At 71.0% G+C, this 3,550-nt stretch carries 1 protein-coding gene and 3 pseudogenes; 2 read left to right on the plus strand and 2 right to left on the minus strand.

All coding sequences use genetic code 11. The features are described 5' to 3' along the window. Nucleotides 1-710: 710 nt before the first annotated feature. Nucleotides 711-824 (plus strand): annotated as a pseudogene (locus G6R25_RS22540) (IS5/IS1182 family transposase); the annotation flags it as partial. A gap of 139 nt (nt 825-963) precedes the next feature. Further along, a pseudogene (locus G6R25_RS29175) lies at nt 964-1,152 on the plus strand (hypothetical protein); the annotation flags it as partial. 297 nt (nt 1,153-1,449) lie between these two features. Here the strand turns inward: G6R25_RS29175 and G6R25_RS29955 are convergent. Beyond that, the gene (locus tag G6R25_RS29955; RefSeq protein WP_235949456.1) at nt 1,450-2,091 is read right to left on the minus strand and encodes an LCP family protein; all 642 of its coding nucleotides are present in this window, start codon (nt 2,089-2,091) and stop codon (nt 1,450-1,452) included. A 281-nt stretch (nt 2,092-2,372) separates the two neighbouring features. Beyond that, nucleotides 2,373-2,819: pseudogene (locus tag G6R25_RS29960) on the minus strand (LCP family protein); the annotation flags it as partial. Nucleotides 2,820-3,550 lie beyond the last annotated feature (731 nt).

Consider the following 3,550-nt stretch of genomic DNA (forward strand, 5'->3'; position numbering starts at 1 on the left):
TACGCCAGGCCGGTGCCGTATGGGAATTCCGCCACGCCAGCCTCCAGCGCTACCTCGCCGGCCCCCCCTGACATCGGCGTACCGCCCGGACCTCGGTCCAGCAGAGGTGTCAACGCTGTCAACGCCGTGTCAACGGCCCCGTTGACAGCCCGGCACCCATCCTGACCTGCGGAAACACCTCCGAAAAGGCCGGTTGTCAACGTGTCAACGCTGTCAGCGGGTTCCGCTGGGAAAGCCGCTCGGGGCCTGGCTCACCTGTCAACGCTGTCAACGGCCTGTCAGCGGGGGGTGTTGACAGCGACTCAGGGGTCCTGACCTGCGGCGATGGTCTCGTTGATGTTGGTTGTCAACGTGTCAACGCTGTCAGCGGGTTCGGCGGCGCGAGACCAGGCTCGGACGCGAGCAGCGCGTCGGGGTAGGAGATGGCCCCCGCCCCACAGTGGTAGCCGAGCTGGTCCTGGCGGTGCCGGCCCAGCTGGGTCCGCCACCCCCGAGCGGGTCTGGCAGGCGTCCAGGAGGCGGGGGGCCATCTCCCCCACCGGCCGGGGCTGTCTGTAACCTACCTTCCACGAAGGCGCACAACCCTGCTTTTGGCTGACAACGGGGGGCACGTCGGCGAGCAGGCCGGCGGCGGCTGTGGATCGTGGCTGGGATCGCTACGGCCGGGGCTGTGTGGCGGACACGGGCTGGGACGCCATGGCAGGACGTCCCGGCCGAAGACTCGACCCGACCAGGTCCTGGCGGACAAGGCCTACAGTTCCCGGGCGAACCGGGCACTGCTACGGCGCCGGGGGATCCGGTGCACGATCCCGGAGAAGACCGACTAGGCCGCCAACCGGTGCGCCCGCGGATCGAAGGGCAGCCGCCTCCCCGCCATCCCCCCGCGCCGACCTCACCGGCGCGAACTTCACCGGCCCCGCCAGCCTCACCCGTCTCCAAGCGCAGAACGGCGACCTCCGCAGCGCGGACCTCAGCAACGCAGACCTCCAAGGCCCGTACTTCCGAGGCCCAAATCTCATCGGGGTGCACCTCATCGGGGTGCGAGGGGTGGTTCAGGGACAGCTAGAGGTCGCCCGGGGGGGTGGGGGGATGCTACCCGACGCGCTGGTGCAGCCGGCGTCCTGGACGTCGGGTGGCAACGGCGGGACCTGAGCGGGAAGACGATCGAGTCCACCACTCGGTCCGGACAGGCTGCCTCCACGGACGGGCCCCGTCCAGGGTGGATTTCGAGCGTCTGTGGACATGGTGTGGATTTGGCGGCCACCACTACGCGGGCGAAGTACCAAACGTGCAGGTAAAAGGCATGATCAGCCTCCTCAAGCAAAGATCACTCAGATTTACGAGGGCACCAACCAGGTCCAGCGGGTCGTCATGTCCCGCGCGCTGCTCACGGGCTGACCTCGAGTCGTTCCTTTCGATTCGTGCGGCTCAGGGTAGGGCCGAGCACGATCATTGGATGCAGGAGGCTACGGCCGTCGTGGTCGGCACGGCCGTCGTGGTCGCCGTCGCGGTCATGCCTCCCGGCTCGGCGGCCCTGTCGGCCCTGGTGCTCGGGGCAGAGCCCGGCGTCGTGATCTGGGGGATGACGGCAGCGCCCGGCAGGGACGACCCGGCGGCGAGCCCGGAGCCCGCCAGACTGACGCGGCCCGAGTCGCGCGAGGCTCCGGCCGACGCCGACGCCGACGACTCCGAGGAGGCGGTGGTGGTCGAGGCGGTCCCGTCCGTGCCGGCGGCCGGAACGGTGGCCGGGGGACTCGCCCCGGGCTGCGGGGTGACGCCCGGCGAGACGAGGGGATCGGCGCCGGCGCCCGGCGACGCTGCGGCACCGCCGGCGCCCGCCGCGCTGTCGTCGTCGCCCATCGCCTGGGCGAAGAAGGCGCGTACGGCGTCGGGATCGTAGAGGAAGTAAAACGCCGGATGGGCCACCTGCCCGGTGACGGGGATCGTCGCGAAGGTCACCGCGCCGCTGTCCATGCCGCGCAGCCGGGTGGCGAGCCGGCGCAGGTCGGCGGGGTCGGTGGCGTCGTCGAGGACCGTGGACCGGGTGACGGCGCCGAGGAACGCGACGAGTTTGGCGGGGCGTAGCAGCACGTCACCGGAGGACACCTTGCGGAACACCGCGGCCAGGAACGCCTGCTGGCGGTGGATACGGGACAGGTCGCCGTCGAGGAATCCGTGACGCTGGCGGACGAAGGCGAGGGCCTACGCGCCGACGAGGTGGTTGGTGCCCGGCTGCCCGACGAATCCGGAGCTGGGGTCGTTGAGGTTGGTCGCGTGGACCCGCGGCCGTTGTCCAGGGTGACGGTCTCAACGTAGGGCGAGGCGGTCAGGCAGACGTCGATCCCGCCGATGGCGGTCGTCATCTGCTGGAAGCCGCCGAAGTCGATCTCGGCGTAGTGGTCGATGCGCACCCCGGTGAGCTGCTCCAGGGTCGCGACCAGCAGGACCGGGCCGCCGCTGTTGAAAGCGCTGTTCACCCGGTCCCGGCGGGCGCGGTGGGTGCCGCCGTCGCCGTCGGTGTAGGCGGGGATCGGCAGGTAGAGGTCCCGCGGTATGGAGACGATCTGGGTCGTGCCGTCCGACGACAGGTGCGCGATCATCATCGTGTCCGAGCGGGCCCCGCCGACCTTCGCGGCATCCGAGCCGGTCCGCACGTCGGAGCCTACGAGCAGCCAGTTCTCCGTCCCCGCCGGCACCGCCGGGGGCCGGGAAACGTCGACATGCGGCAGGGCGATGCTCGCCCGCGCGATCTTGTGATCGTAAACGGTGAGGATCACCCAGCCCGACACCGTGGCGGCGAGGACGGCGACGCTCAGCATGGCCGCGAGAATCAGCGTAATCCGGGACCGCAGGCCGCGACGACGACCCGGCCCCCGCGCGGCCGGCGCGGCCCCGGACCCGCCATCCGGGTTCCCCGAACCGCCTACCGGATCCCCGGGGCCGCCGACGACCACCCCACCCGGCGTGGCGGACAGGGGAAACGCGACGGGTCAGGGAGACGTGGCAGGGCGGGTGGACGTGGCCGAGGGCCCGCGGTAGATCGGCGCCGTGGCATCGGTGCCGACCGCCGCACCGCCGACCATCGCACCGCCGACCGGCGGCCGCGGGTTGGCAGCCGTCCGATGGCTGTCCGCCCCCGCCGCGTCAGACCCGGCATTCCCCTAAGCAACCGGCGAATTGGGTAGGCCTTCCGCAGGCGGACCTTCACGGGGTGTGGAGGCGGGCGCCGGTCGCTTCACGTCACCGCCTCCCCCGCGATGATGCCGGCGAAATGACCGGATAGAGCTACCACAATAAGCGTAATTCGCGGGTCAACGGCGGCTTGCGCTGCGCTATGTGACGACGACCGCCCTTACCTGGGCAAATCCTGCCCCAGCCGCAGCATGCCGACCACGCAGGCGGATCCGGCCGCCCGAGCGGTGCGGGCATCCGCGTTCAGCCGCGCCCTTCCGCAGCCATCCGTGTCCGCCATCCGTGTCCGGTTCGTCCCCCAGGGCCCCGGGAAGATCGTTCTAGGTTGCGATCTGCTACGCGGAGTATCGGCCCCGTT

The organism is Candidatus Frankia alpina, assembly GCF_902806485.1.
Classification (GTDB): domain Bacteria; phylum Actinomycetota; class Actinomycetes; order Frankiales; family Frankiaceae; genus Frankia; species Frankia alpina.